25 protein-coding genes and 2 tRNA genes are annotated in these 26,724 nt (G+C 30.4%); 11 read left to right on the top strand and 16 right to left on the bottom strand.

Annotated elements, in window-relative coordinates:
• Positions 1 to 12 precede the first annotated feature (12 nt).
• The 4 genes from G4L40_RS06905 to G4L40_RS06890 form a co-directional block, all read right to left on the bottom strand.
• Entirely contained in the window at positions 13 to 696 is a 684-nt protein-coding gene (locus G4L40_RS06905; RefSeq protein WP_166236472.1) for a hypothetical protein, read from the bottom strand.
• Positions 683 to 1,252, bottom strand: coding sequence for an RNA polymerase sigma factor (locus tag G4L40_RS06900; RefSeq protein WP_166236471.1), 570 nt, complete (start codon positions 1,250 to 1,252; stop codon positions 683 to 685). Before G4L40_RS06900 ends, G4L40_RS06905 begins: the two co-directional genes overlap by 14 nt.
• Positions 1,253 to 1,321: 69 nt before the next feature.
• The gene (locus G4L40_RS06895) at positions 1,322 to 1,873 is read right to left on the bottom strand and encodes a hypothetical protein (RefSeq protein ID WP_166236470.1); all 552 of its coding nucleotides are present in this window, start codon (positions 1,871 to 1,873) and stop codon (positions 1,322 to 1,324) included.
• Positions 1,874 to 1,940: 67 nt separating this feature from the next.
• Complete coding sequence (locus G4L40_RS06890; RefSeq protein ID WP_166236469.1) at positions 1,941 to 2,705, bottom strand: response regulator transcription factor; 765 nt, start codon at positions 2,703 to 2,705, stop codon at positions 1,941 to 1,943.
• 194 nt (positions 2,706 to 2,899) lie between these two features.
• On the opposite strand from G4L40_RS06890, the gene G4L40_RS06885 reads away from it, so the two are divergent.
• Positions 2,900 to 5,302: a PAS domain S-box protein gene (locus G4L40_RS06885; protein WP_166236468.1), complete on the top strand. Its 2,403-nt coding sequence runs from the start codon at positions 2,900 to 2,902 to the stop codon at positions 5,300 to 5,302.
• Positions 5,303 to 5,507: 205 nt separating this feature from the next.
• On the opposite strand, the gene G4L40_RS06880 is transcribed toward G4L40_RS06885, so the two are convergent.
• Positions 5,508 to 6,488 carry a polyprenyl synthetase family protein gene (locus tag G4L40_RS06880; RefSeq protein ID WP_166236467.1) on the bottom strand — a complete coding sequence of 327 codons (981 nt, stop codon included), beginning with the start codon at positions 6,486 to 6,488 and terminating at the stop codon, positions 5,508 to 5,510.
• A gap of 53 nt (positions 6,489 to 6,541) precedes the next feature.
• Entirely contained in the window at positions 6,542 to 7,582 is a 1,041-nt protein-coding gene (gene rlmN / locus G4L40_RS06875) for a 23S rRNA (adenine(2503)-C(2))-methyltransferase RlmN (protein WP_166236466.1), read from the bottom strand.
• A 72-nt stretch (positions 7,583 to 7,654) separates the two neighbouring features.
• On the opposite strand from rlmN, the gene G4L40_RS06870 reads away from it, so the two are divergent.
• Positions 7,655 to 8,296 (top strand): O-methyltransferase, encoded by a 642-nt coding sequence (locus tag G4L40_RS06870; RefSeq protein WP_166236465.1) that lies wholly within the window; start codon positions 7,655 to 7,657, stop codon positions 8,294 to 8,296.
• Here the strand turns inward: G4L40_RS06870 and G4L40_RS06865 are convergent.
• From G4L40_RS06865 to G4L40_RS06845, 5 genes are all read right to left on the bottom strand, one after another.
• A complete protein-coding gene (locus G4L40_RS06865; protein ID WP_166236623.1) occupies positions 8,280 to 8,855 on the bottom strand; it encodes a phosphatase PAP2 family protein in 576 nt (191 codons plus the stop codon). The two genes, G4L40_RS06870 and G4L40_RS06865, sit on opposite strands and share 17 nt — an antisense overlap.
• On the bottom strand, positions 8,855 to 9,199 hold the full coding sequence (locus G4L40_RS06860; RefSeq protein WP_166236464.1) for a twin-arginine translocase TatA/TatE family subunit: 345 nt from the start codon (positions 9,197 to 9,199) through the stop codon (positions 8,855 to 8,857). Before G4L40_RS06860 ends, G4L40_RS06865 begins: the two co-directional genes overlap by 1 nt.
• Before the next feature lie 95 nt (positions 9,200 to 9,294).
• Positions 9,295 to 11,571 carry a M1 family metallopeptidase gene (locus G4L40_RS06855; RefSeq protein WP_166236463.1) on the bottom strand — a complete coding sequence of 759 codons (2,277 nt, stop codon included), beginning with the start codon at positions 11,569 to 11,571 and terminating at the stop codon, positions 9,295 to 9,297.
• A 15-nt stretch (positions 11,572 to 11,586) separates the two neighbouring features.
• The gene (locus G4L40_RS06850) at positions 11,587 to 12,090 is read right to left on the bottom strand and encodes a DUF6702 family protein (protein WP_166236462.1); all 504 of its coding nucleotides are present in this window, start codon (positions 12,088 to 12,090) and stop codon (positions 11,587 to 11,589) included.
• Between the two features lie 16 nt (positions 12,091 to 12,106).
• Complete coding sequence (locus G4L40_RS06845; protein WP_166236461.1) at positions 12,107 to 12,820, bottom strand: hypothetical protein; 714 nt, start codon at positions 12,818 to 12,820, stop codon at positions 12,107 to 12,109.
• A 184-nt stretch (positions 12,821 to 13,004) separates the two neighbouring features.
• On the opposite strand from G4L40_RS06845, the gene pepE reads away from it, so the two are divergent.
• Positions 13,005 to 13,712 (top strand): dipeptidase PepE, encoded by a 708-nt coding sequence (pepE, locus tag G4L40_RS06840; protein ID WP_166236460.1) that lies wholly within the window; start codon positions 13,005 to 13,007, stop codon positions 13,710 to 13,712.
• 33 nt (positions 13,713 to 13,745) lie between these two features.
• On the opposite strand, the gene G4L40_RS06835 is transcribed toward pepE, so the two are convergent.
• Positions 13,746 to 13,818 (bottom strand) — tRNA-Gly (locus tag G4L40_RS06835).
• 31 nt (positions 13,819 to 13,849) lie between these two features.
• A tRNA-Gly gene (locus tag G4L40_RS06830) sits at positions 13,850 to 13,925 on the bottom strand.
• Positions 13,926 to 14,086: 161 nt separating this feature from the next.
• On the opposite strand from G4L40_RS06830, the gene G4L40_RS06825 reads away from it, so the two are divergent.
• Complete coding sequence (locus tag G4L40_RS06825; protein ID WP_166236459.1) at positions 14,087 to 14,524, top strand: GNAT family N-acetyltransferase; 438 nt, start codon at positions 14,087 to 14,089, stop codon at positions 14,522 to 14,524.
• A 42-nt stretch (positions 14,525 to 14,566) separates the two neighbouring features.
• Complete coding sequence (locus G4L40_RS06820; protein WP_166236458.1) at positions 14,567 to 16,159, top strand: L,D-transpeptidase family protein; 1,593 nt, start codon at positions 14,567 to 14,569, stop codon at positions 16,157 to 16,159.
• A 71-nt stretch (positions 16,160 to 16,230) separates the two neighbouring features.
• Here the strand turns inward: G4L40_RS06820 and G4L40_RS06815 are convergent, their stop codons facing one another.
• Positions 16,231 to 16,893, bottom strand: coding sequence for a murein L,D-transpeptidase catalytic domain family protein (locus G4L40_RS06815; protein ID WP_317163942.1), 663 nt, complete (start codon positions 16,891 to 16,893; stop codon positions 16,231 to 16,233).
• 259 nt (positions 16,894 to 17,152) lie between these two features.
• On the opposite strand from G4L40_RS06815, the gene G4L40_RS06810 reads away from it, so the two are divergent.
• Both G4L40_RS06810 and gpmI read left to right on the top strand, forming a co-directional pair.
• On the top strand, positions 17,153 to 19,564 hold the full coding sequence (locus G4L40_RS06810) for a DUF5916 domain-containing protein (protein WP_166236456.1): 2,412 nt from the start codon (positions 17,153 to 17,155) through the stop codon (positions 19,562 to 19,564).
• Positions 19,565 to 19,647: 83 nt separating this feature from the next.
• Positions 19,648 to 21,165 carry a 2,3-bisphosphoglycerate-independent phosphoglycerate mutase gene (gene gpmI, locus G4L40_RS06805; RefSeq protein WP_166236455.1) on the top strand — a complete coding sequence of 506 codons (1,518 nt, stop codon included), beginning with the start codon at positions 19,648 to 19,650 and terminating at the stop codon, positions 21,163 to 21,165.
• A gap of 60 nt (positions 21,166 to 21,225) precedes the next feature.
• Here the strand turns inward: gpmI and G4L40_RS06800 are convergent, their stop codons facing one another.
• The gene (locus G4L40_RS06800) at positions 21,226 to 21,558 is read right to left on the bottom strand and encodes an RNA recognition motif domain-containing protein (RefSeq protein WP_111566080.1); all 333 of its coding nucleotides are present in this window, start codon (positions 21,556 to 21,558) and stop codon (positions 21,226 to 21,228) included.
• A gap of 220 nt (positions 21,559 to 21,778) precedes the next feature.
• Complete coding sequence (locus tag G4L40_RS06795) at positions 21,779 to 23,053, bottom strand: acetyl-CoA hydrolase/transferase family protein (RefSeq protein ID WP_166236454.1); 1,275 nt, start codon at positions 23,051 to 23,053, stop codon at positions 21,779 to 21,781.
• 178 nt (positions 23,054 to 23,231) lie between these two features.
• On the opposite strand from G4L40_RS06795, the gene map reads away from it, so the two are divergent.
• From map to apaG, 4 genes are all read left to right on the top strand, one after another.
• Positions 23,232 to 24,050, top strand: a complete 819-nt coding sequence (gene map / locus G4L40_RS06790) for a type I methionyl aminopeptidase (protein WP_166236453.1) — start codon at positions 23,232 to 23,234, stop codon at positions 24,048 to 24,050.
• Complete coding sequence (locus tag G4L40_RS06785; protein WP_166236452.1) at positions 24,050 to 24,814, top strand: class I SAM-dependent methyltransferase; 765 nt, start codon at positions 24,050 to 24,052, stop codon at positions 24,812 to 24,814. Before map ends, G4L40_RS06785 begins: the two co-directional genes overlap by 1 nt.
• Before the next feature lie 77 nt (positions 24,815 to 24,891).
• Entirely contained in the window at positions 24,892 to 26,142 is a 1,251-nt protein-coding gene (locus G4L40_RS06780; protein ID WP_166236451.1) for a type IX secretion system plug protein, read from the top strand.
• 116 nt (positions 26,143 to 26,258) lie between these two features.
• Positions 26,259 to 26,645 carry a Co2+/Mg2+ efflux protein ApaG gene (gene apaG / locus G4L40_RS06775; protein WP_166236450.1) on the top strand — a complete coding sequence of 129 codons (387 nt, stop codon included), beginning with the start codon at positions 26,259 to 26,261 and terminating at the stop codon, positions 26,643 to 26,645.
• The last annotated feature ends 79 nt before the right edge of the window (positions 26,646 to 26,724 follow it).

The following is a 26,724-nucleotide window of genomic DNA, read 5'->3' as shown; positions in this document are numbered from 1 at the left end:
GATGATTTTTGTTTATTCGTAATTTCTATTGGCTAATGCTGATTTAGCATCTTGAAATTTTCTATTTAATTTATCCAAAGTAGTTTCTCTGTAATTTTCATCTAATTCTTTTTCAACGTTTGTTAGCAACGAATTAGCATCTACTTTCATTTTAGATTTTGGACTTATTTTTTTATCTGAGGTGATTATTTTTTCACCTGTTTGAACTTCGGCTAATAAATTCTCTGGAGAAACGTATTTGTAAGTGTTGGGTGTTGAATGTTGGATGTTAGGCGTGATTTTTTCTTCCAAAACACTTTCTGACTTTGTCACTTTATTTGTTTCAACTGATTTTATATTTCTAGTTTGTTTTGAATTATTTATTTCATTCTGAACCAAAACAGGCTTTACATTTTCAACAGAAATTTCATTTATTTTATTGGTTTCAATCGTATCAATTTCTTCGTTGATAGTTGTTACAATTGGTATTGAATTATTAATTTCTGTCGTTTCGTTTGAATTGAAAAGAAAAAATCCCAATCCGAAAAAAAGTATCGTAGAAGCGGCTACAAAAAACCATCCGTAACCTTTCTTTGGCTTTTTTTCTTCTGAAACCGTAAGCATCGCATCTAATCGGTCCCAAGCTTGAGCAGACGGCTGAATTTCTCTAGCATTCAGCTTTTCTCTTATTTGATTATCTATTTTATTTGGTTCCATTTAATTTGTTTTTTAAGTCGGTGATTTGTTGTTGCAATAACTTTCGGGCGTGTGATAATTGCGATTTTGATGTTCCTTCACTTATTTTGAGCATTTCGGCTATTTCCTGATGTTTGTAGCCTTCAATCGCATATAAATTAAACACCATTTTGTAACCATCGGGCAAATTGTCAATCATATTTTGAATGTCATCTACCGAAAAATCTTCCATTTCATACACCGATTCGTTCTCGCTAATCGTAACATCTTCAATATCTTGATGATTGAAATTGTTCTTTTTCACCCGAAGAAAATCGATACATTCATACACCATAATTCTTCGAATCCAACCTTCAAAACTGCCTTTGTGTTCAAAATTTTTTAGATTGGTAAACACTTTCATAAATCCGGTAATCATTACATCTTCTGCATGGTGAATGTCTTTTATATATTGACGACAAACACTTAACATTTTGGAAGAAAACTTAGCATAAATCTGCTGTTGTGCTTGCCGATTATTTTCGACAGCCAACACAATTAATTGCTTTTCTTCTTGATGTAACTGGATAACTTTCATAAAAAGTGTTCAGTAAAATATACTTCTATAAACATAGACGTGAATGATTTTAAAATGGTTGTATGAAGGTTAATTTATTTTGAAAATTTCTTTTCTATCTCCGGTTTTTAAATCAAAATTAATAATAATCATTTGATTTTCAGAACTTTTCAAAACACTCTTCTGAATGATTATTAATTTATTATTTTCTTCTGAAAGTTCGTAATCTATTATAGTTGACCAATCATTATTTAATTTGATTAAGCTAAAATTGACCAAATCAATCAAATATAAATTTCTTGAATAATTAGAAGACAACTTTACAGATTTTTCGTTTTCAAAAGAAGTTTCAACTAATATAAATTTTTGATTTTTAAACAATAATATACAGTCCGTCTTGACCTTATTAATGTTTTCATTCAAAGGTAAAACAATATTTTTCACCTCATCAAGTTTAGCATTTACAATAAGGATTTGATTGTTATTATGAGTATTTGAACTCATTTTTGAATGGTTTTCGTAAGACGAAACATAAAAATCTGTGTTTTCAACCTTTTGTAAAGTATTAAAAAACACTTCATTTTTTACTTGAGCATGTAATGAAAAACTTAAAAGAATAAATGTAAAAAATATCTTTCTCATACTATATAATTTAAAATGTGTTTATAATTATATAGACGAGAAAAAAAGCAATAGGGTTGTATGAAAATTAATTAAGATTTCTCTTTTTTATGTAACTTTTTGGTGAAGTATTTGTGTATTCTTTAAAGCTAATAGAAAAATAAGAAAGTGAATTAAATCCACAAGAATCCGCAAGTTGTTGTACATTAGTTTCTCCAGCTTCAATTAAGCGGATTGCATATTCAATTCTAAACTCTCTTATATATTTAGTAGTATTAACCTGTTTATCTCTTCTTATCTTTTTGTCTAAAGCAGATTTACTAATAAATAACTCTGACGCAATTTTTTCAATAGTGATGTTTGATTTAATATTTTTAATAATTACCTCATTCAACCTTTCAAAGAAGTTTTTGTTTTTAAGCTTTATAGTTACTTTTGAAAAAGGATCTTGAATAGTTCGCTTCATCAAAGTTTCTTTATATTGAAGAAAATTTTTAATCTTAAATATTAACTCCTGAATTTTAAATGGTTTATTGATGAAATCATTCACTCCATTTTCGAGTTGTTTTAATTTTGTTTCAAAAGTCATATCAGCAGTAATAATCAAAAACGGAATCTCATCATATTTTTTTAGTTTTCTAATTTTAAAAAACAATTCTTCTCCTGACATTATTGGCATCATTAAATCACATACAATAATATCAGGCATTTTAGTTTCTAAATAATGATAAGCTTCTAGCCCATTTTGACACCATTTAACCTCATAATCATTCACTTCTAACAATTCAGAAACTGTTTGCCCTAATGAAATGTCGTCTTCAATTAATAATATTTTAGATGCTTTTTTCTTCATAAGGTAAATTTAGTTTAATATTTTTTAAATTATAAATAATTTACTTTTAATCATTCGTACACAGAAACATATTTAAAGAAAATTAATATAAGTTTGTTCAACAAAACTTAATAGAAATGCTTTATTCCTAATAATAATTTACATACAAATTTAAAGAAATAAAATCTTTCTATTACTATTAGTCCCTATCTAAAATGAACCATCTACTTAAAGCAATCTCAGAAGCAAATAATCACTTACTCAAAGAGTATAGTATTACTCATGCGCTACAAGAATGTATTACTGCATTAGGAAGCAATACCTTAGTTGATAGATGCTATATTTTTAAAAATGAGATTAAAGATGGCGTATTAATTCTAAATTATGAATATGAATGGTGCAAAAAAGATGTTACACCATTTATTGGTAATCCTGAATTAAGTGGCATACCTTATGATGTTTTTCCTGGACTACTTGAAACCTTAATCCAAAATCTTCCCTTATACGGTCTTGTTCGTGAAAGCGAAAATGTACTTTTTAGAGAAACAATGGAAATGCAAGGGATTAAATCTTACTTATTTACTCCCATTTTTTCAAACGATGAATTTTGGGGATGGATTGGATTTGACGATTGTGAAACCGAACGAATTTGGCAAGAGGAAGAGGTTAATGTAATACATACCGTAGCTAGAAATATTGGAATTCGATTAAACCAAGATAAAGTACATTTTGAACTCGAAAGCGCATTAGACGAACTCAATTTCTATATGAAGAGTTCTAAACAAGCTAAATGGGAGTGGAATATTATTACAGGAGGTGTTAAATTCACTTACTATTGGTTTGAAATGCTTGGTTTTACTCCTGAAGAATTGGAAGAATCATTTGAAACATGGAGAAATAGAATTCACCCAGATGATTTATCAGAAATTGAACAAAATCTTAGTAATTATATCAATAAAATTAGTGACAATTATTCTGGCGTTGTTAGAATGCTCCATAAATTAGGACATTATGTTTGGATAAAATATTCCGGAATAATGATAACTGATAATTTTGGTGTAGCAACAAAAATTGTAGGAACACACATTGATATTAGCGAGATAAAGGAAAAAGAAATTGAATTAGCACAACAAAGAAATGAATATGATCATCTTGTAAATAGTTTAGCCGAAGTAATTTTTAAAACCGAACTAAATGGAGATATCATTTTTTTAAATAGCCAATGGGAAAAAACCACTGGATATAAAATTAATCAATGTATCCACCAAAATCTATTTGATTATTTCGAGAATATTACTAGTGAAATTATCGAAAAACAACTAGAAGAAAGTAGCTCTACCAAATTATTTGAAGCACAATTAGTTAAAAAAAATGGTCATAAAATTTGGGTACTTCTTATTTTAACCATACAAACAGATATTAGAAATAATAAAAAAATTGCTATTGGAAGTATCACAGATATTAATGATACTATAAGCTTAAAAAATGAATTAGAAATTTCAGAACAAAAATTTAGGTTCATTGCAGAAAATACTTCCGATTTGATCATGCAACATCGTCCAGATGGAATAGTAACTTATGTTTCTAGTAATTGCGAAAAATTAATTGGTTATAAACCTCATGAACTTTTAAACAAAAGCCCTTATTTAATTTTACATCCAGATGATTTAGAACGTATTAAAATTCAACATAAAAATATTTTGAATTTTAAAAATGAAATCATGACTTTTAGAGTAAGAAGAAAAGACCAAGAATATATTTGGTGCGAAACTTCTTCTAATATAATTTTAAATTCAAACAAAGAAATCATAGGTGTACAAACTTCAAGTAGAGATATTACTGAAAGAGTTAAAGACCAAGAAGAAATCAAATTAGCTTTAGAGAAAGAAAGAGAATTAAATGAATTAAAATCAGGGTTTGTTACCATGGCTTCACACCAGTTTAGAACACCTCTTTCTGTAATTTTTTCTAATGTTGAACTTTTAAATTATAAAATTAACACTAAGAAAGTAATTATTAAAGATGATGTTGAAGTAATTACCAACCGAATTGGCAATGAAGTCAACAGAATGACTGAATTAATGAATAACATCTTGGTTTTTGGAGAATATGAATCTAATAATTTAAAAATTGAAATTAAAGAAATTTTACTTTCTGATTTTATAGAAAAACTAATAGAAACTTATTTTAATAATGAAAAAGACAATCGAAAATTAATCTTTGAGATGACTGGAACTGAAAAACCAATCTTGTCAGATGAAAGTCTTTTAATACACATTTTAAACAATTTAATTTCGAATGCTTTTAAATATTCTAAAGGAAGTTCAAATCCTATCTTAAAAATAGATTTTGATCAATCATACTTCAAAATTCAAATTATAGATTTTGGTATTGGAATTATCCCAAAAGAAACAAAACACCTTTTCAAATCATTTTATAGAGGAAGTAATACTTCTACTATTCAAGGTTCAGGATTAGGTTTAATTATTGCTAAACAATTCACAGAATTATTAAATGGAACAATTTCTATTTCGAGTAAGATTGATGAAATGACAGTAGTTTCGCTTAAATTTCCATACAAACAAAAGAAAAACAGACTAACTAATATAAAAAAATAAAACTCTCTAACTAAATAAAAAAATGGACACTCCTCTAAATGAATTTTTAAAATACTATAACGGTTACATAAAAACAAAAGGCTTTGAACCTACTGCATATGATGTAAATTATTGGGTTCAAAATTTCTTTAAACAAACAACAAGCAAAGAAAAAAAGGTTGAAACAAAAAATAACTCTGAGAAAAAATAATATTTGATTCAAATATTATTTTTTTCTCTCTATCACATAATTCACCATCAAAGTAAGTGCTTCTTTATAAGGAGAAGAAGGGAAATCTTGAAGTAATAAAAGTGCTTCCTGCTGAAATTGAACCATTTTTTGTTCGGCATAAGCTAATCCGTTTTGTTGTTTTACAAATGCGATTACTTCTTTTACTCTTTTTTTATCTTTATTGTGATTTTTAATTGAATTTATAACCCAACTTTTCTCTTTTGCTGTGCAATGATTTAAAGTATAAATTAATGGCAATGTCATTTTTTGTTCTTTAATATCAATTCCAGTTGGTTTTCCGATAGCATCATCAGTGTAATCAAACAAATCATCTTTAATTTGAAAAGCCATTCCGATAAGTTCACCAAATTTTCGCATCTTTTCTACCAACACAGCATCATTAGGAGCAACAGAACAAGCTCCAAGCGAACAACAAGCAGCAATTAAAGTAGCTGTCTTTTGTCGAATGATTTCGTAGTAAACATCTTCTGTAATATCTAATCTGCGAGCTTTTTCAATTTGAAGCAATTCACCTTCACTCATTTCACGAACAGCAACAGAAATGATTTTCAACAAATCAAAATCATTATTGTCTATGGAAAGTAACAATCCTTTCGACAACAGATAATCGCCCACTAAAACTGCTATTTTATTTTTCCAAAGTGCATTTATGGAAAAAAAACCACGACGTTTGTTACTATCGTCAACCACATCATCATGTACTAATGTTGCGGTATGAATTAATTCAATTACAGAAGCACCGCGATAAGTACGTTCATTAATTGAACCGCCAGAAACCATTTTAGCAGTTAAAAAAACAAACATTGGTCGCATTTGTTTTCCCTTTCGGTTAACGATATAGTGTGTAATTCTATTTAACAAAGCTACTTTTGAAGACATCGCATCACGAAACTTTTCTTCAAAAAGTTCCATTTCTGGAGCGATAGGCAGCTTTATTTGTTCGGTTATTTTCATTAGTAAACAAAAGTAAGAAAGTTTTTAAAACATTTTGCTACTCGTTCACTTTTTTACGATTTATTCGCTAATTGACCGCAAGCCGCATCAATATCTTTCCCACGACTTCTTCTCACTTTTGCCACAATATTACTTTTCGTCAAAGCAGAAATATAGAAATCAATTGCTTCATTAGATGCTTGTTGAAACATCCCATCATCAATAGGATTATATTCGATAAGATTTACTTTACATGGTACATATTTACAGAACTTCACTAAAGCATCAATCGATTTTTTATCATCATTGATTCCTTTCCAAACTACATATTCGTAAGTGATTTTGCTTTTAGTCTTTCTGTACCAATATTCCAAACTTTCACGCAAATCAGTAAGAGGAAAGTTTTTAGTAAAAGGCATGATTTCGTTACGAATTTCCTCCACAGCAGAATGTAATGAAACCGCTAGTTTGAATTTGACTTCATCATCTGCCATTTTTTTAATCATTTTCGGAATTCCAGAAGTAGAAACTGTAATTCGTTTTGGAGACATTCCTAAACCTTCATTCGAAGTAATCATATCAATCGCTTTCATCACGTTTGGATAATTCATCAAAGGCTCACCCATTCCCATAAAAACAATATTTGACAAAGGTCTATCGTAATACAAGCGACTTTCGTTATCAATTGCAGCAACTTGGTCGTAGATTTCTCCTGGTTCCAAATTTCGCATACGCTTTAATCGCGCTGTAGCACAAAAATTACAATCCAAACTGCAACCAACTTGCGAAGAAACACAAGCCGTAGTTCGGGTTTCAGTAGGAATCAAAACCGATTCTACAATTAAATCATCATGCAAACGAACGGCATTTTTAACGGTTCCATCTTCGCTACGTTGCAATGTATCTACTTTGATGTGATTGATAACAAAATTAGCTTCTAACATGGCACGCGTTTCTTTAGACACATTAGTCATGTCTTCAAAAGTATGTGCTCGTTTTTGCCATAACCATTCGTAGACTTGATTACCACGAAATGATTTGTCTCCGTTAGAAACAAAAAAGTTACGCAATTGTTCTTTTGTAAGGGCTCGTATGTCTTTTTTCTCGATTTGCATGGTGCAAAGTTAGGTTAAAATGTTAAATCGTTTAATTGTTAATTTGTATTTTTGTCAAAATTTGATTTCATCATGCACTTTATATCCGAAGAATTAGAAGATTATGTAGCCAATCATTCAGAAAACGAGCCTGAATTATTAGCCAAGCTTAACAAAGAAACACACCAAAAAATTTTGCAACCAAGAATGTTGAGTGGACATTTTCAGGGAAGAGTTTTGAGTATGTTGTCTAAAATTATTCATCCCACAAATATTCTTGAAATTGGAACATATACTGGTTATGCAGCTTTGTGTTTAGCGGAAGGCTTGTCAGTAAATGGTACTATAGATACTATTGATGTTAATGAAGAATTGGTTGATTTTCAGAAAAAATATTTTGATGCTTCGCCATGGAGTACTCAAATCATCCAACATTTAGGTGATGCTATTGAAATTATACCAACATTGAACAAAAAATTTGATTTAGTTTTTATTGATGCTGATAAAGAAAATTATGTGAATTATTTTCATTTAATTGTCCCGATGATGAACAAAGGTGGCATTATTTTATCAGACAATGTATTATGGAGCGGAAAAGTACTGGAAGAAGTAAAATTGAACGACAAAAGCACTCAAGTTTTATTAGACTACAATAAACTTTTAAAAGAAGACCCAAGAGTTGAAACAGTATTATTACCTATTCGTGATGGCTTGACGGTTAGTCGTGTTCTTTAATGAAATTGTATTTTTTATTAAAAAACAAATACATTCTGTAAAACACAAAACCAAAAGTTACCCCAAACAAATACCCAGTTAAAATATCGCCTGGAAAATGCAATCCAAGGTAAATTCTACTGTAGGCAAAAATAAACGGAAAACAGAACAACAAGAAAGTGTATCTATAGTATTTTCTAATAATTAAATATACAAACATGGTAGAAGCCATTGAATTGGCAGCATGACCTGAGAAAAAACTAAATGATTTTCTTGTAATTACTTCTCGAATTATTCCATCAAATTCTGGAACATTACAAGGACGTAAACGTTCAAAAGTGTCTTTAAATAAGTTTGTAATTTGATCCGTAAATGTGATTAGAACCGCAAGAAAAAGTATGATTATCCCTAAATTTTTCCAGCCCATTCTTTTTTGAATCAAATAAAAAACAGCTAAAAATAAAGGCGACCAATAAATTTGTTTTGTAATAATTTTCCAAAAACCATCAAAAGGTTCAGAACCTAATCCATTTAAAAAAACAAACAAATCTTTGTCAAGTTGAATTAAATGTTCCAAAATTAAGATTGTCTTTTAATAGGTCCTGTCATATCTTCAATATTCTCTTTTACTTCTTGAATAGGATTTTGAACTCCCAAATCAATATTTTCAATTGGATTCACCATTTGTGAAATACCCGCTTTTGCTTTATTAATTTCTTCCGAAACACCTCCAGTAATTGAATCTAAATCCATCCCATTATCTCTAGCTCCTTTTTGAATTTCGCTCTTAATCTCGTTAGTCGCATTTTTTAATTGCGCCATCGTTTTACCTAAAAATCGTGCAATATCAGGTATTTCTTTTGAACCAAAAAGCATTAAAACCACAACTAGAATTAATAATAATTCTCCTATTCCGTCAAACATAATTACTATATTTATGTTGCAAATTTACAAAGTTTTACTTCGATTACTCTTAAAGTATTCAAAAAAAAGACTATCCGAAGATAGTCTTTAATAATTTATTTTTTTTCTAAAGTATCGAACTTAGATTCCATTTCAGCTTTTGGCCAAAAATTATTTGTAACATCAATATCTGCAGTTTCTAACTTTGGATCTAACTGAATTTTCACTACTTTTTTCTCCGTTGCAAATACGCGTCTTGCTGTTGCATTATTTTTTCTCCAAATTTGAGCTGGAAAAACTTGTGTTTCACTTGTTCCATCTTCAAACTGAAGCTCAACTATGATTGGCATAATTAATCCACCTGGTTTGTCGAATTCAACTTCATAGAAAAATCTTGGCGATTTTAATGCGCTAATTTCTTCAGCCGTATAATTTTTAGCTAAATAATCATTTAGCGCTTGTACTTTTGAAGCATCAAAACCATTCTTTAATTCTGGTTTGAATTCTGTTGATCCTTCTAAAACCAATTTTAACATTGATTGTCCGTCACCAATTTTTCTTCCTCTTCTGTTGAATTGCTGTTGTGCTTCTTTTGGGTCTTGCTCAATAACATAATATTGTTTCACATCTTTTACACCAATATCGGTATAATCTGTAGAATAAAACCAACCTCTCCAAAACCAATCTAAATCCACAGCAGAAGCATCTTCCATTGTTCTAAAAAAGTCTTCTGGTGTAGGATGTTTAAATTTCCAACGGTTTGCGTATGTTTTGAAAGCATGATCAAACAACTCATGTCCCATAATCGTTTCTCTTAAAATATTCAAACCAGTTGCTGGTTTTCCGTAGGCATTAGCCCCGAAGTTATAAATACCTTCTGAGTTAGTCATAATTGGTTCTAGATATTGCTGATTTCCTTTCATATAAGGAACAATTTTTGAAGCTGGACCCCTATCAACAGGAAAATTAGGGTCAAAAGAAATTTCTGTTAAATATTCTAAAAAAGTATTTAAACCTTCATCCATCCATGTCCATTGTCTTTCATCAGAATTCACAATCATTGGAAAGAAATTATGCCCTACTTCGTGAATAATTACCCCTAACATTCCATATTTTACTCTATTACTCACAAATCCTTTGTCATCTGGACGACCATAATTCCAGCATATCATTGGATATTCCATACCTTGATCTTCTGCAGAAACCGAAACAGCTTTTGGATAAGGGTAATCAAAAGTATAATGTGAATATGTTTTTAAAGTATGAGCAACTGCTTTTGTAGATAAATCTCCCCAAAGTGGATTTGCCTCTTTTGGATAAATAGAAATAGCAAGTGGCTTATTGGTTGGTAAATCTACCGCCATAGCATCTAAAATAAATTTTCTTGAAGTTGAAAATCCAAAATCGCGCACATTTTGAGCTTTAAATTTCCAAGTTTTTTTCTTGTCTGAAAAACCTTTTTCTGCTTGAGTAGCTTCTTCTTGTGTTACAATTACAACTGGCTTATCAAATGTTTTTTGAGCTAGTTCCCATCTTTTCATTTGTTCAGCTGTATAAACTTCACTTTTGTTTTGAATAACTCCAGTTCCTTCCATAATATGATCCGCAGGAACTGTGATATTGACTTCATAATCTCCAAAAGTCAATGCAAATTCTCCTCTTCCCCAAAATTGCATGTTTTGCCAACCTTCAACATCGCTATAAACTGCCATCCTTGGATAAAACTGAGCCATGACATACAAACGATTTCCATCTGCAAATTGCTCATAACCAGAACGACCGTTATTAGCTTGCTCCATGTAATTTACAATATTGTACCACCATTTTATTGAAAAAGTAACTTTTTCGCCATTTTTTAATGGTTTTGGTAAATCTATACGCATCATTGTTTGGTTGATGGTATATTTCATTGGATTGCCTTTTGCGTCTTTTACATATTCTATATTGAAACCGCCTTGAAATGGTTTTTCAATATATTTTTTTGCAAAACCATCAGTAGTAATCGATTTATTTAAGCTTTCATTTTCAATTAAAGGCGTTTTTGAATCTGGTTTTTCAATATTTTGATCTAATTGAACCCATAAATATTCTAAAGACTCTGGTGCATTATTATAATATGTAATCGTTTCTGAACCATATAATTTTTTGTTCTTATCATCTAATTCCAGATTCATTTTGTAATCTGCCTTTTGCTGATAATATGCTGGCCCAGGTGCTCCAGAAGCAGTTCTAAACATATTTGGCGTTGCCATTTCTTGATACATTTGACGAAATTTATTTTCATCATAATGCCCTGATTCACGTTTTTTTTCTTCAGGTTTTACTTCTTGTGCAAAAGATCCAAAAGCAACTGTAATGGATAAAAAAACACTTAATAGAATTGATTTTCTCATAATATTATGGTCGGTTTAATAGTCAATTTTTTCTTCTAATTCAGTATTAGTCAACAAAAAGCTTTTTTTGTTACTATTAATATTTGTGTGAACAATATTTTGTTGATCAGCAAATGTTTCTGTTAATAATGAATTATAGATTTCGAAAGTATTTATTTTTTTTGAAATAGCAATTTTAGTGTAAACAATTAACACATCGCCTTCTACTTCTCTTGCTAAATAATCTATAGATTGCGGTTTTTTATTGATTGAAATTTTAATTTTTTCTTTCAAATAAGCTTTAATCCATTCTTCTGCTTCTGGAAGCTCATTGGTTGAAGTTAAATTTGGCTTTTTCTTATATTTCTTTGTAAGCGCTTTTTCAAAATCATCTATAAAAATTCGAGAAGTGATTTCTATTCTTTTCTTATTTGGCACATAATCAATTTGAGTAACCGAAACATAAAATTTATGAGCTACAAATGAGCTGCACAATGCAAAACAAAAAAATAAAAATATTATTTTATAACTCTTTTTCATTTGGTAAAAATAGTAATTATTCTTTTTGTTTATTCATTGAATTTTCAGGGGCTTTATTTACTGTATTTAACACTTCAAATCCTTGTAATTCTCTATACTGTGATGCCAATTCGGATAAGACAAATGTTGCCATAGTATAATTTTTAGCTTTCATAGCTGCTGCAAATCGTTCGTTCTCTGCGGCATAAAACAGAAAACCATCTACATATTCTTCTGGAACTTTTAGTGTATTTACAATATATTCTCTTTCATAATTATTAGTCATTTTAGCTTGAAGCAGTTCTTTTTTCTCGACTTCCAATTCTTTTTTTAGCATTGAGGTTCTTCCAGAAATCCAATTAAGCAACGGGTCTACTGAAATTACTGAACCTATCGACATTTCTCCAGCCGTTTTAAGTTTACGCTCTGCTGGTGTATATGTTTTTTGTCCTTTGGGAACAATTCCTAAAGCTTCTGCATTTATATTTTTATAATCAATTATAGTAACTTCCTTAAGCTGATTATTTATTAATTGCATTGTTATAAAAACTAAATTTTCTCCAAAATCTTTATCTGTTATAACATGGGGTTCAGCTTTTAAATTGAAAGCACTAAAGATTAATGTGTCATTTGTCTTTCCAAAAATTGAAAAATATCCTCCTCGTTGTGTTACAACTTCTTGATTATTCGAAATGTTTTTTACTAAAATTCCTTCCACTTCATTTGCATTTGACACTATTTTTCCATTCACAATAGAATCGTTTTGCGAGAAAACAAATATTGGAAAAAGAAAAAGAAAAAAAAGGAATTGTTTTATCATAAAATTACCGCCAAATAATATTTTGTAAATGTACTTATGAGCCATCAAAATGAAATCCTAACAAGATGATAAACTTATGTTAATACAATCTTGTAAATTTGCAAAAAAAACATTCATGAAAAACATAATTATTGCGAGCACCTCAACATTACACAATGGCGATTATTTAGCATATTTATTACCCGAATTGAAGCTGTTTTTTCAAAATTGTTCAGAAATAATTTTTATACCTTATGCACGTCCTAGCGGCATTACACATGAAAATTACACCAAAAAAGTAGCTGAAGCTTTTGCAAAAATTAACATTTCAGTTAAAGGAATTCACGAATTTGAAAACCCAATTACTGCCATTGAAAATGCTAACGGAATATTTACTGGTGGCGGAAACACTTTTTTATTAGTAAGTCAATTGTATAAAAACAATATAATTGACACTTTAGAAAAAGTAGTTAAAAACGGCACACCATATCTTGGCACAAGCGCCGGAAGCAACATCTGTGGATTAACAATGAGCACAACTAACGATATGCCAATTGTGTATCCGCCAAGTTTTAGAACCTTAGGATTAGTTTCTTTTAATATTAATCCACATTACTTAGACCCAATTGAAGGTTCAACCCATATGGGCGAAACACGTGAAACGAGAATTAATGAATTTCATCATTTTAATCCGCAACCTGTTGTTGGATTGAGAGAAGGAAGCTGGTTAGCCGTAAAAGGAGATTCAATAAAATTAAAAGGAAATTTAACTGCTCGTATTTTCAAAAGAAATGAAAATCCAATTGAAGTAGTTCCAGAAACCGAACTCAATGAATTGAAATAAAAAAAGCCTTGCAATTGCAAGGCTTTTTTATAGAGCGGAAGACGAGGCTCGAACTCGCGACAACCAGCTTGGAAGGCTGGAGCTCTACCAACTGAGCTACTTCCGCAGATGATAATTTTTAAAACTTTATCTTGTTTTGGAGCGGAAGACGAGGCTCGAACTCGCGACAACCAGCTTGGAAGGCTGGAGCTCTACCAACTGAGCTACTTCCGCATTACAAAAAAGCACATATATACTTATTTTGTGGGTGCAAATATACTTCAAAAGTTTTTTTAATTGCAAATTTTTATGCACATTTTTTTAATTCATTTGTTATAAATTTGTTGATGTTCATTTCATTTTTCTTAATTCGTTAAAATATAAATAGTTAGAAAATGTTTATTACTAAAAAAATTACCACTTTTGAGACTTACACTATTCGTCAGGAAGTATTAAGAAAAGGAAAACCAATAGAAACCTGCTATTTTAATGGCGATAACGATTCTTCAACAACACATTTTGGATTGTTTGAAAACGAAAAAATAATTGGAGTTGTTTCTGTTTATAAAACAAATTCACTTCTTTTTATAGATGAAATACAATTTCAAATTAGAGGCATGGCGGTTTTAGAAAACTTTCAAAACAAAGGCTATGGGGAACAACTATTAAAGGCTGCTGAAAAATATTGTTGGGAAGAAAAAGCGAATTTAATTTGGTTCAACGCACGTGAAAAAGCAGTTTCTTTTTATACAAAATCAGGATTTAAAATCGTTGGAAACTCATTTGATATTCCAGATGTTGGCATCCATTTTGTAATGTATAAGAAAAATTAAAAAGATTTTTATTACATTTATACGTCCAAATGGATTTTCGCTATGAAAATAATTACTACTCTACTCCTACTATCAATTCTAGTTTCTTGTAAAAAAGAAGCAAAAACTATTGCTTTTGATGACAGCATTATTAAAGACACTATACATAATGTAATCATCAGGCCTGTTAATCCTGAACTTCTTGAAGGTAAATCAGATAGTTTAAAAATATATTATCAAAAGTTGAACTTTCACGAAATTTGGTATTTAGATGAAAACCGAAATGACCTAATCAACGAAATCAAATTTTGTTATCAAGAAGGCTTAAATCCAGTAGATTATTCATTTGAGTTTATTGAAAATTTAGAAAAAAAAAGAAAAGAACTCTCTGATGAAGATATTGTTAAATATGATATTTTACTAACAGAATCTTTTGAAAAATTAGCCCTTCATTTACACAAAGGCAAGTTAAATCCTAAAGAACTTTACAAAGATTGGGATTTGAAGCCTAAAGAAATTGCACTTTCACCGCTGTTAGAAAAAGCTATAACAAAAAAAACAGTTGCGTCAACCTTTAAGGAATTAAAACCAAACCACATAGTTTATCAATTACTTAAAAAAAGCTTAATTGAATTGGATAAATTTCCAAATGTTACTTTTACTAAAATTGAAACTAAAAAGGAAAAAATTCAACTTAACGACACCTTGCCAGAAATGGTGAAAATCAAAAAAAGATTAAGTTATTGGAACGATTACAAAAACCCAGATAGTATTTTCACATGGGCATATGATACGCTGACTTTTAAAGCAATTAAAAAATTTCAAGGACGTCATGGGTTATTACAAGATGGTGTTATTGGAAAAGGAACATTAAACGCTTTAAATGTTACTAAAAACGAAAGAAGAGAACAAATTTTTGCAAATTTAGAAAGATGGCGCTGGTATCCAACAGATTTAGGAAAACAATACTTAATTGTAAATCTTCCTGAATATATGTTAAACTACGTTGTTGATAACGACACTATTGCTACACACAGAACAGTTGTTGGAACTCCAAAAAGAAGAACACCTATACTAACTTCAAAGCTTTCTAATTTTGTTTTCAATCCTACTTGGACAATTCCTCCAACAATCATAAAAGAAGATTTAACTCCAAGTGCTACAAAAAACAGAAATTATTTTTCTTCTCGAAAATTAACAATTTTCAACAATAAAGGAGTTGAAGTAAGCCCATACGAATGGAATCCTGCAAAAGCCAATAGTTATCGTTATGTTCAAAAACCTGGCTATAATAATTCGCTTGGGTTAGTAAAATTTAACTTTCCAAACAGTCACTTAGTTTATTTACACGATACAAATCATCGCGATTATTTTGTAAAAACCTATCGTTCGTTAAGTTCTGGATGTGTTAGAATTGAAAATCCTTTAGTTTTGGCAAAAAAAATCTTAGTAAAAGAAAATCCAAAAAAATGGGATTCTCCTGAAATAGATTCTATTATAAAACGAGAAAAAACAAAAACAGTGTCTGTTAAAGACACTGTAAATATTCATATTTTTTATTGGACAAGTTGGTTAGAAAATAATCAATTACAATTTAGAACCGACATTTATGAACTTGACAAAGAATTGTTTTTAAAATTAAGGAATCGCGATTAAAAAACTTTGCGTAAGCAAAACCAATAGATAAAAGCGATTACATAAATGACAACTTAAAATTAAATCTACATTTATGAAACTAACTTCGATTTAACCGTGTAATTTCTTGAAGGGTGATAAATAAAAATACACGATTTCTCTTTAATTGTTTCAATTAATTGTTTGTGTATTTCATAAGGAACCGCTGGACAACCTTGGCTTCTTCCTATATAACCTTGTGTGTTAGCTAATTTTTTGCTTACATAATCTGCTCCATGAATAACTACCGCTCTATTTCTAGCATTATCATTAATTCCATATTCCATTCCATCTAAACGTAATGACATTCCGTGTTTTCCTTGGTACACCTCACCTGTTACATAAAAACCTAAACTACTTTTGAATGATTCATTTTCATTTGAAAAATTGGTAGCAAATTCAACACCCGAATTTCTACCGTGTGCTACTAATGATTTCAAGATTACTTTTTGTGATTTCATATCAATAACCCACATTCTTTCTTCTTTAGAAGATAAGCTGAAATCGATTACTGTTAAAATCTCATTTGTAATTTTTCCTTGTGCTTTTAATTGCTCATATCCTTGAAATGCAGCAAAAAAACTATCAAATTTTGGTAATGATAAATTATTAGCATCAATAGTAGTGTAAAAAGTTTTACACTTTGTTTCTAAAGTTGCTTTTGTATTTGCAGCTACTAATTTTGGATCTGTGTTTAAAATAACATTTCTTTTCACATCAGCCGTATTTAAAGGCTTGAACGAAAAAATACAAAATAAAATAAGCGGTAAAAACTTGTAAATCATTGTTAATCTTGTAGTTATATTGTTGTTGAAAGTGCCAAATATATTTATTATTTTTTAATAAACAAATAAAAAAGTGTTTTTTATCGAAATTTTATGTATTTCATCGATTATTTTAAAAAAAGTTAAACATTATACAAAAAAAGTAGACCTATATAATAATCACATAATTTTGCGCTTTAATTTCATCTATATGACATACAAATTCAGTATTACACTACTTTTTTGCATAACCGCTTCGTTTTTTTCGTTTTCACAAACAAAAAAAAGCATTACTACAAATAAAACAAATGAGTCTGTCACTATCGATGCAGATTTAAACGAAGCCTCATGGAAAAATGCCGAAATTGCTACTGATTTTGTAATGTTTGAACCTGATAATGGGAAACCTATTGATGAAAAGAAAAAAACGGAAGTCAAAATATTGTATGATGATGAAGCAATATATGTAGGCGCTTTACTTTATGATGATGAACCTGCAAAAATTATGAAAGAAATTACTGAACGTGACGACTTTGGTACAACAGATGCTTTCGGAATATTTATAAATGGTTATAATGATGGTCAACAAGATTTTCGCTTTTTCCTTACAGCAGCAGGAGGACAACTAGATTGTTTGGCTACAGAACAAATAGGAGAAGATTTTTCATGGAATGCAATCTGGGATAGTAAAGTAAAAATCACTGATTTTGGGTGGGTTGTAGAGATGAAAATTCCATATGCAGCATTGCGTTTTTCTCCAGAATCTGTTCAAACTTGGGGATTAAACTTTGTTCGGGAAATTAAACGTGAAAGACGCGTTTATACATGGACACACGTAGATTCAAAAATTGGAGCCGTAATTCAACAAGCTGGAGTTTTAAATGGTATTAAAAACATTAAAACACCTACCAGATTATTTTTGATTCCTTATTCTTCATTTTATTTAAATGCTAGCGACGCTCAAAAAACAAAAGGAGAATTCAAAGGAGGATTAGATGTTAAATATGGCATCAATGATGCTTTCACGTTAGATGCTATTTTAGTTCCCGATTTTGGTCAAACAAAATTTGATAATGTGATTTTAAATTTAGGTCCTTTTGAACAACAATTTAATGAAAATAGGCCTTTCTTTACAGAAGGAACAGATCTATTTAGCAAAGGAAATTTATTATATTCAAGAAGAATTGGACAAACACCCGATTTGAATTTAAATTTAGCAGATAATGAATTTATTAATGAATTTCCAAGCGCAATTAATTTATTAAATGCAATGAAAATTTCGGGCCGCGATAAAGACGGAATGGGAATTGGATTCTTGAATGCAATCACAGAAAAAACTACTGCTAGTGTTTCAAATTCTGATAATAATTCAACTAGACAAGTTGTTGTTTCCCCTTTAACCAATTATAATGTTACCGTTTTTGATCAGCGATTTAATAAAAATTCATCTGTTACTTTTATTAATACTAATGTCACTCGAAATGGAAACTTTAGAGACGCTAACGTAACAGGGTTGTTATTCGATTTAAATAACAAAACAAATAAATACAATGTTTCAGGAGGTCTAAAATCGAGTAGTATTAATGATGTTAAAAACACTAATGGAATAAATGCATCTCTTTATTTAGCTGAAACCAGTGGTAAATTCAGACATAGTATTGGTGGTGATTTTATATCTAAAGATTTTGATAACAACGACTTAGGAATTAATTTCAAAACAAATTATTATGCAATCTATGGAAATTCAAATTATCGCATATTAAATCCAAATAAAACATTTAATACTTTTAGAATCAATTTGAATTCTTATTTTGAATTTTATAAGCCAACAAATCAAATTCAGTCGAGTAATTTTAATGTAAATATTAATTCAACAAACAAAAAAAATCACTTTTTTGGCGGAGGAATTAATTTTAATCCGTTTAAAAATTATGATTATTATGAACCTCGTGTAGCCAATCGCTTTTTTGTAAATCCAGAAAATTTAGGTGGTTGGTTTTATTTTTCTTCAAATTACAACAATAAATTTGCATTAGATATAAATCCATATATTACACATGTTTTAAATCAAAACAGATATGAAGCTGGAATCAATGTAAGCCCAAGATATCGATTTAATGACAAATTTTCATTGGTATACAGTTTTGATTATTTTAGACAGCAAAACGACATAGGCTTTATTGATTTTGAAAACAATGATATCATTTTTGCTCGAAGAGACAGAAATACTTTTACGAATGCACTAACAAGTAAATTTTCAATTAGTAGCGTAATGAACTTTAATTTATCTGTAAGGCATTATTGGTCATTGGCAGAAAACAATCAAATAAACACATTAAACGCTGATGGGAGCTTATCGCCTAATACAACTTATACGAATAATAAAAACTCAAATTTCAGCAGTTGGAATTTAGACTTATCCTATTCATGGTGGTTTGCGCCTGGTAGCCAAATGTCAATATTGTACAGAAATAATGCTGCCACTTTTGATCGTACAATAAACAAGAATTTTGGTTCAAATTTCTCCAACTTATTTGACAACAATTTGAATCATGTTTTATCTATTAGTGTGCGCTATTTTATAGATTATAACCAAGCTAAAAACTGGTTTAGAAAAGGGTAAATAGCTTAATCGTTTTCGTAATTTTAAGTTGCTTTTTGATTCAAAAAATCACCAATTGCTTATCTTTGTACAAACACAAAACCATGAACAAAAAAGTAATTTTAATGATCTTAGACGGTTGGGGAAAATCTCCTGACCCGAAAGTTTCTGCAATTGACAATGCTAACACGCCTTTCATTGATAGTTTATATACCAAATACCCAAACGCACAGCTAAGAACCGATGGTTTAAACGTAGGCTTACCTGAAGGACAAATGGGAAATTCAGAAGTAGGTCACATGAATTTAGGTGCTGGACGAATTGTTTATCAAGATTTAGCCAAACTAAATTTAGCAGTAGAACACAAAACCATGAGTCATGAAAAACCACTTGTGGATGCATTTAATTACGCTATAAAAAACAACAAAGCCATTCACTTTTTAGGATTAGTTTCAGATGGCGGCGTGCATTCTCATACTTCTCATTTAAGAGGTTTAATTGATGCAGCACAAGAAAGTGGTGTTCAAAAAATGTTTGTTCATGCGTTTACAGATGGTCGTGATGTAGATCCGAAATCGGGAGTAAAATATATTTCAGATTTAGAAAATTATCTTCAAAATACCAATGCAAAATTAGCTTCTGTAATTGGAAGATACTACGCAATGGACCGAGATAAGCGTTGGGAAAGAGTAAAATTAGCATACGATTTAGTAGTAAATGCGGAAGGAACTCACTCAAAAAATGCAGTTGCAAGTATTAACGAAAGTTATGCAAATGATGTAACCGACGAATTTATTCAACCTATTGTGATGGTTGATGGAAACAACAATCCAGTTGCAAAAATTCAACAAGATGATGTAGTGATTTTCTTCAATTTCAGAACAGATAGAGGAAGAGAATTAACCGAAGTTTTATCACAAAAAGATTTTCACGAATTCAATATGCACAAATTGAATTTGTATTATGTTACGATGACCAATTACGATGAAACATATGAAAATGTTCACGTAATTTACGACAAGGACAACATCACAGAAACACTTGGAGAAGTTTTAGAAAAAGCCAATAAAAAACAAATTCGTATTGCCGAAACTGAGAAATATCCGCACGTAACCTTTTTCTTTTCTGGTGGAAGAGAAGAACCTTTTGTAGGCGAAACACGTATTTTGAAAAATTCTCCAAAAGTAGCTACTTACGATTTACAGCCTGAAATGAGTGCTTTTGAACTTAAAGATGCTTTAGTTGAAGAACTTAAAAAAGGCGAAGTTGATTTTGTTTGTTTAAACTTTGCCAATGGTGATATGGTGGGTCACACAGGCGTAATGGAAGCAGCAATTAAAGCTTGCGAAGCCGTTGATGTTTGCGTAAAAGAAGTAGTTGAAACTGCTTTAGAAAACAATTACACCACAATAATCATCGCCGACCATGGGAATTGCGAAACGATGATAAATCCAGATGGATCGCCAAATACAGCACATACAACGAATCCAGTTCCAATTATTTTGGTTGATAAAGAATTAAAGAATATTCAAAATGGTGTTTTAGGCGACATTGCTCCTACTATTTTAGAGTTAATGGGAATTGAAAAACCAGAAGTAATGACTTGTCATTCGTTATTATAACAATAAACTAAAAAACCTTCGCAATGCGAAGGTTTTTTTTCGTTTTATATCCAAAAAATATTAGTAACGACTTCTTGAGTTGTTATCTCTATTGTTAGAGTAACCACCTCTTCCACCTGAATTACGATCGAAGCTTCTTCTTTCTCCTTCTGGTTTTGGTTCAGATTTGTTAACAACGATTTTTCTACCTTCGATAGTTCCACCGTTTAATTCGTCGATTGCTTTTTGAGCCTCAGCGTCATTAGCCATTTCAACAAATCCAAATCCTTTACTTCTTCCGGTAAATTTATCAGAGATAATTTTAACTGATTCTACAGCTCCATACTCTTCAAAATAACCTCTTAAATCTGCTTCCTCTACACTGAAAGGAAGACTTCCTACAAAAATGTTCATCTATGAAAAATTTAATTCCATACAAAGGTAGACTATTTAATGTTGTGAAAAGGTTAAACTTTGAAATATTTTCATAAACAACTGTTTTTTGTTAAAAAATTCAAAATCAAAAAGTTAGTTTTTTGAAGAATTTTTAAATGAATTCCGGAATTACTAAAAAATTTCAAATAAAAAAAGACAACCTTTCGATTGCCTTCTTTTATACTAACTCAACTTTTTATTATTTACAACCAGTCATTTCATAGTAGGCGCGTTCCACAGCTTCTTGATGTGATGGATGAGCAATTTTTACTAATTCAGTAACGCGCTGTCTTAAGGTTTTACCATATAAATCCGCAATTCCATTTTCTGTAATAATATAGTGCACGTGTGCTCTTGTTGTAACTACACCTGCTCCTTGTTTTAAATAGGGTACGATTCTACTTTCACCTCTTTTGGTAATAGACGGCAAGGCAATAATTGCTTTTCCACCATCACTTAATGAAGCTCCTCGAATAAAATCCATTTGTCCACCAACACCAGAATACATCGTACTTCCAATAGAATCAGCACAAACTTGCCCAGTAACATCTACTTCAATTGCAGAATTAATAGAAACCATTCTTGGATTTTTACGAATGCGAGCCGTATCATTCACCATAGAAGATTCTTTCATTTCAATAAACGGATTGTCATCTACAAAATCATACAGGCGTTTTGAACCAATTAAAAATGTAGCCAAAGCTCTTCCGCGCAAAGTACCTTTATAATTACAATTAATAACATCATTTTCAATCAAATCAATCACACCATCTGAAAACATTTCGGTATGTAATCCTAAATCTTTATGATTGGTCAATTTGCTCAAAGCTGCATTAGGTATTGAACCAATTCCCATTTGAAGTGTACTCTTATTTTCAATCAATGATGCAACATAAGTTCCTATTTTTTCTTCTTCTGCCGTAAAAGGAGCAACATCGTGAGCAAAAATAGGCACATTAACTTCTACTAAATAATCAATTTCAGAAACATGTAATATACCATCACCAAATGTTCTTGGCATATTCGGATTAACTTGTGCTATCACTGTTTTTGCATTTTCAATTGCTGCCACGGTTGCTTCCACAGAAACACCTAATGAACAATACCCATGTGCATCTGGTGGAGAAACATGGATAAAAGCCACATCTAATTTCACTACATTTTTACGAAATAATAGTGGTAATTCACTTAAAAAAACTGGCGTATAAGAACCATTACCAGCCTTTAATGTATGACGCACATTTGCACCAATAAAAAACGAATTCACGTGAAAACTTTTAGCTAATTCAGGATTAGCATAAGGTGCTTCACCTTCTGTATGCAAATGACAAACTTCAACATCTCTCAATTCTGAAGCTCTATCAGTTAATGCTTTTGTTAAAATTGTTGGTGTAGCTGCTGCTGCTTGCACATATACCCTATCACCACTTTTTACTATTTGTACAGCTTCTGCTGCGGTAACATATTTTCCCATACCTAATGAAATTTATACTGCAAAATTATGCTGTAATTTAATCATAAAATATGACATTGCTCATATTTGGTTAAAGGTTTTGAATTAATGGTGTAAGAAAAATGAAATAAAAATTGAATTTTGAAATTACCCTTGAATTTGAAATTGAATTCGTACTTTTGCTCCGAAATTTTGCATTATGATTGTACTTAAAACCCTTGAAGAAATTGAATTAATGCGTGAAAGCGCTTTGATTGTTTCCAAAACATTAGGAATGATAGCTAAGGAAATTAAACCTGGCGTAACTACCTTATATTTAGACAAATTAGCAGAAGACTTTATCCGCTCTCATGGAGCTGAGCCTGCCTTTTTGGGCATGTATGGCTTCCCAAATTCATTGTGCATGAGTCCAAACACTCAGGTGGTTCACGGAATCCCAAATGACATTCCATTACAAGAAGGAGATATTATTTCAGTAGATTGTGGTGCTTTAAAAAATGGCTTTTATGGAGACCATGCATATACATTTGAAGTTGGTGAAGTAGCTGAAGCAACAAAAAAATTATTAAAAATCACAAAGGAATCTTTATACGAAGGAATTAGAGCAACTAAAGTTGGAAATCGTGTAGAAGATATTGGAAACGCTGTTCAAGTATATTGTGAAGCACAAGGATATGGAGTTGTTCGTGAATTATGCGGACATGGTTTAGGTAGAAAAATGCACGAAGATCCAGAAGTGCCTAACTATGGAAAAAGAGGTCGTGGAAAAAAATTAGTCAACGGAATGGTAATTGCAATCGAACCAATGATTAATATGGGTACACGAAATATTAAACAACACAAAGACGGTTGGACAATTACTACTGCCGACGGAAAACCAAGTGCGCATTTTGAACACGACGTAGCTATTGTTGACGGAAAACCAGAATTATTATCAACTTTTGCATACATCTATGAAGCCTTAGGAATTGTGAGCAATGAAGAAGATGGATTGAGACAAAAACCTTTAGTGCTGTAATGAAAAAATTATTCAAACTTATACTTAACACAATTCCTCGTCCAATATTGATTCGCTTGAGTATTGTGGTGCGTCCGATTTTGGCATTTTTATTAAAAGGAAGTCGTTTTACTGATCCAATTGATGGAAAAAGTTTTCGTATGTTTTTACCATATGGCTATGGAACACAACGAAATAATGTATTATCACCAAGCACACTTTCTTTAGAAAGACACCGTTTATTGTGGTTATATTTAAAAAACGAAACCGATTTTTTTACAGCTCCAAAAAAAGTATTACACTTTGCACCCGAGCAAGAATTTTACAAACGTTTTAAAAAACAATCAAATTTAGATTACACAACTACTGATTTGTTTTCGCCATTAGCAGATGTAAAAGCAGATATTTGCAACTTACCTTTTGAAGATAATTCATACGATATGGTTTTATGTAATCACGTTTTGGAACACATTCCTGATGACACAAAAGCTATGCAAGAATTATATCGTGTTTTAAAACCTGGAGGAATGGGTATTTTTCAAATTCCACAAGACTTATCAAGAGCTACCACTTTTACAGATGATTCAATAACCGACCCGAAAGAACGTGCTAAAATATTTGGACAATACGACCACGTAAGAGTTTACGGCAGAGATTATTTTGACAAGCTGAGAAGTATTGGTTTTAAAGTTGAAGAAGTTGATTATACCACTACTATTTTGCCAGAATTAGTAGAAAAATATTGCCTAGCAAAAGGAGAAATAATTCCTGTTTGTTTTAAATAATATTTTCAGTAATAATTGCATAGTTTTTGCAGACATTCAATTAGTTTGTTATTTTTACAATTATTAAACCGCTTCAAATGAAAAAATGTTTTAGTGTATTTGCATTACTTTTTGTTTATTTCAGCTCATTTTCTCAACAAGCCGATGAACAAGAACCTACTTTTAATATAAAAACAATTTCATTTGTTCAAAATGGTAGAAATGTTATTCCTTTTTTCAAATTGGGAGACACTTTTGAATTGCAATTTGATGATTTATATGGTGATGAAGCAGATTATTATTACACCATAACACAATACAATTATGATTGGTCTGCACCATCAAATCTATCCAAAGCAGAATATTTAACTGGAATGGATAATCAACGAATTATTACTTATCTAAATTCATTTAACACATTACAAATTTATTCACATTATAAACAAGTTTTTCCTAATAAATTTAATCGAATTACAAAAAGTGGAAATTACTTACTAACCGTTTTAAATGATGAAAATGAAGTGGTTTTTTCAAGAAGATTTATTCTTTATGAAGAAGAAGTCAATGTTAATTTACTAGTCCGAAGAAGTAGAGACTTTGAAACTATCGATACGAAACAAAACATAGAAATGAGTATAAATTATGGCGATAAGATTTTACAAAATCCAATTCAAAATGTCAAAGTAACTTTATTTCAAAATGGTAATTGGAAAACCAGCATAACAGACATAAAACCACAGTATACTTTAGGCTCAGAATTAATTTACAGATACAATAAGGAAACTCAATTTTGGGGTGGAAATGAGTGTTATACAATCGACAATAAAATCATTAGAGCCACTAATAATACTGTTTCAAAAGTGACTTCTGGAGACAATATCTACAATACTTATTTATATGTAAATTCGGCTAGAAAAAATCTGCCTTATACTTATTTTCCAGATATTAATGGAAACTTCTTTATTGCAAATGCTAATACTACAAATCCAGAAATTGAAGCCGATTATTCTTGGGTTTACTTTGCAGTTGAAGCGCCAACATTTTTTGATAGTAACATTTATGTTTCAGGAATGTTTAATAATTACACCATTTCAGATGAATATAAAATGGAATACAATAAAGTTACTGGTCTTTATGAAAAAGCATTATTAATAAAACAAGGTTTCACAAATTATCAGTACATAACAACTGATAAAACTGGGAAAATTGATTTCCAAAATGCACTTGATGGCAACCACTATCAAACTGAAAATAATTACACCGCAATCATTTATTACAAAGGTAACAGCGAAAGATATGACAGGGTTATTGGAATTGCCAACACAAACAGTGAGGTTATTAAAAACTAAAGAATATTTTTACAGAAATCGCTGATTCACTTTTATTTATGAAAAAATTAGCATTCGTTTTACAAAAACTACCATAAAATTTGTAATTTTGAAAAAAGAAAGCACTACTAAAATAAATGGTTAGTCAAATTACTAGAGGCATAAAAATTTCTGTTTTAACTAGTTTTGAAGGAACATACTTCAAAAACTATAAGATTCACTTTGCCTTCACTTACCATGTAACCATAGAAAATCAAAGTAAAGACTCTGTTCAATTAAATTCTCGCCACTGGGAAATTTATGACGCTTTAAACAATGTTGAGATTGTAGATGGTGAAGGAGTTATTGGTAAAAAACCTGTATTAAAACCAGGAGAAACTCATACTTATTCTTCAGGTTGTTTACTTTCATCACCTATTGGAGCTATGAAAGGATATTTTAATATGGTAAACTTTACTTCTACTCGTAGTTTTAAAGTTGAAATTCCAGCTTTTAAATTAGGAGCGCCATTTGCATTGAATTAATTTATTCAAAAATCAAACTCAAAACATCTTCAATCAATCGTAACTTTTGTTATCGATTATTCAAAATATACTTTGTATT

The sequence above is a fragment of the Flavobacterium celericrescens genome (genome assembly GCF_011392075.1).
In the GTDB taxonomy this organism is placed as follows: domain Bacteria; phylum Bacteroidota; class Bacteroidia; order Flavobacteriales; family Flavobacteriaceae; genus Flavobacterium; species Flavobacterium celericrescens.
Note: the sequence above shows the minus strand (reverse complement) of the source record. Positions and strands in the feature narration are given on the sequence as shown.

Excerpts from the sequence above, each read along its gene's own strand:
- rlmN (WP_166236466.1), bottom strand. The coding sequence starts at position 7,582 with ATGCAAATCGAGAAAAAAGACATACGAGCCCTTACAAAAGAACAATTG.
- map (WP_166236453.1), top strand. The coding sequence starts at position 23,232 with ATGATTGTACTTAAAACCCTTGAAGAAATTGAATTAATGCGTGAAAGC.
- G4L40_RS06825 (WP_166236459.1), top strand. The coding sequence starts at position 14,087 with ATGTTTATTACTAAAAAAATTACCACTTTTGAGACTTACACTATTCGT.
- G4L40_RS06860 (WP_166236464.1), bottom strand. The coding sequence starts at position 9,199 with ATGTTTGACGGAATAGGAGAATTATTATTAATTCTAGTTGTGGTTTTA.
- G4L40_RS06900 (WP_166236471.1), bottom strand. The coding sequence starts at position 1,252 with ATGAAAGTTATCCAGTTACATCAAGAAGAAAAGCAATTAATTGTGTTG.
- G4L40_RS06820 (WP_166236458.1), top strand. The coding sequence starts at position 14,567 with ATGAAAATAATTACTACTCTACTCCTACTATCAATTCTAGTTTCTTGT.
- G4L40_RS06850 (WP_166236462.1), bottom strand. The coding sequence starts at position 12,090 with ATGAAAAAGAGTTATAAAATAATATTTTTATTTTTTTGTTTTGCATTG.
- G4L40_RS06800 (WP_111566080.1), bottom strand. The coding sequence starts at position 21,558 with ATGAACATTTTTGTAGGAAGTCTTCCTTTCAGTGTAGAGGAAGCAGAT.
- G4L40_RS06780 (WP_166236451.1), top strand. The coding sequence starts at position 24,892 with ATGAAAAAATGTTTTAGTGTATTTGCATTACTTTTTGTTTATTTCAGC.
- gpmI (WP_166236455.1), top strand. The coding sequence starts at position 19,648 with ATGAACAAAAAAGTAATTTTAATGATCTTAGACGGTTGGGGAAAATCT.
- G4L40_RS06880 (WP_166236467.1), bottom strand. The coding sequence starts at position 6,488 with ATGAAAATAACCGAACAAATAAAGCTGCCTATCGCTCCAGAAATGGAA.
- G4L40_RS06785 (WP_166236452.1), top strand. The coding sequence starts at position 24,050 with ATGAAAAAATTATTCAAACTTATACTTAACACAATTCCTCGTCCAATA.
- G4L40_RS06870 (WP_166236465.1), top strand. The coding sequence starts at position 7,655 with ATGCACTTTATATCCGAAGAATTAGAAGATTATGTAGCCAATCATTCA.
- G4L40_RS06855 (WP_166236463.1), bottom strand. The coding sequence starts at position 11,571 with ATGAGAAAATCAATTCTATTAAGTGTTTTTTTATCCATTACAGTTGCT.
- G4L40_RS06905 (WP_166236472.1), bottom strand. The coding sequence starts at position 696 with ATGGAACCAAATAAAATAGATAATCAAATAAGAGAAAAGCTGAATGCT.
- G4L40_RS06895 (WP_166236470.1), bottom strand. The coding sequence starts at position 1,873 with ATGAGAAAGATATTTTTTACATTTATTCTTTTAAGTTTTTCATTACAT.
- G4L40_RS06885 (WP_166236468.1), top strand. The coding sequence starts at position 2,900 with ATGAACCATCTACTTAAAGCAATCTCAGAAGCAAATAATCACTTACTC.
- apaG (WP_166236450.1), top strand. The coding sequence starts at position 26,259 with ATGGTTAGTCAAATTACTAGAGGCATAAAAATTTCTGTTTTAACTAGT.
- G4L40_RS06795 (WP_166236454.1), bottom strand. The coding sequence starts at position 23,053 with ATGGGAAAATATGTTACCGCAGCAGAAGCTGTACAAATAGTAAAAAGT.
- pepE (WP_166236460.1), top strand. The coding sequence starts at position 13,005 with ATGAAAAACATAATTATTGCGAGCACCTCAACATTACACAATGGCGAT.
- G4L40_RS06810 (WP_166236456.1), top strand. The coding sequence starts at position 17,153 with ATGACATACAAATTCAGTATTACACTACTTTTTTGCATAACCGCTTCG.
- G4L40_RS06890 (WP_166236469.1), bottom strand. The coding sequence starts at position 2,705 with ATGAAGAAAAAAGCATCTAAAATATTATTAATTGAAGACGACATTTCA.